The organism is Streptomyces sp. LS1784 (assembly GCF_020103755.1).
Classification (GTDB): Bacteria; Actinomycetota; Actinomycetes; order Streptomycetales; family Streptomycetaceae; genus Kitasatospora.
Genome location: NZ_JAHSQD010001269.1, coordinates 1 through 590, shown reverse-complemented (window position 1 = coordinate 590; position 590 = coordinate 1). Strand labels below are relative to the sequence as shown.

General features: G+C 76.4%; 1 pseudogene. It reads left to right on the top strand.

Annotated features, from left to right (window positions below):
• Positions 1-488 (top strand): annotated as a pseudogene (locus tag KS423_RS46915) (hypothetical protein); the annotation flags it as partial.
• Between the last annotated feature and the right edge of the window lie 102 nt (positions 489-590).

Here is a 590-nt window from a genome sequence, read left to right as displayed (position 1 = left end):
GCAGCCGCCGGGCCCGCCGGATGGCCGAGCGCGGCGAGGGCGGCGAGGGCGCCGAGGGCGGTGCCGAGGAGTCCGGGGTGTACGACAAGCCGGGCGCGATCCCGGCGCAGTCGACCGGCGAGCCGGTGACCGGAGCCGTCCAGGCGGCCGCCGCCGTCCAGGACGCCGAGCAGTACGCCGACCCGTACCAGGCGTACCAGCAGGCCGACCCGTACAGCTACGACCAGTACGCGGCCCAGCCGCCGGTCGCCGCGCCGTACGGCGGCCAGGGGTACGACGCCCACGGGTACGACAGCCAGCAGGGCTACGAGCAGCCGTACCAGCCCGAGCAGCAGTCGTACGGCTACGACGCCCACGGGTACGACGGCCGCCGGCAGCCGGACCAGCAGCCCTGGCTGCCCGGCCAGCAGCAGGGCGAGCCCTACTACGACCCGAACGACCCCAACGGCCCCGGCCGGTACCCGCACCAGCACGGATCGGGGAGCTGACCCGCGATGAAGAAGCCCGCATTCAGGAAGAAGTCCGGCGCCGGCGAGGCCGCCGAGCCGGCCGGGCCCGCCTCCGCGGCGGAGCCGTCCGGGCAGGCCCCG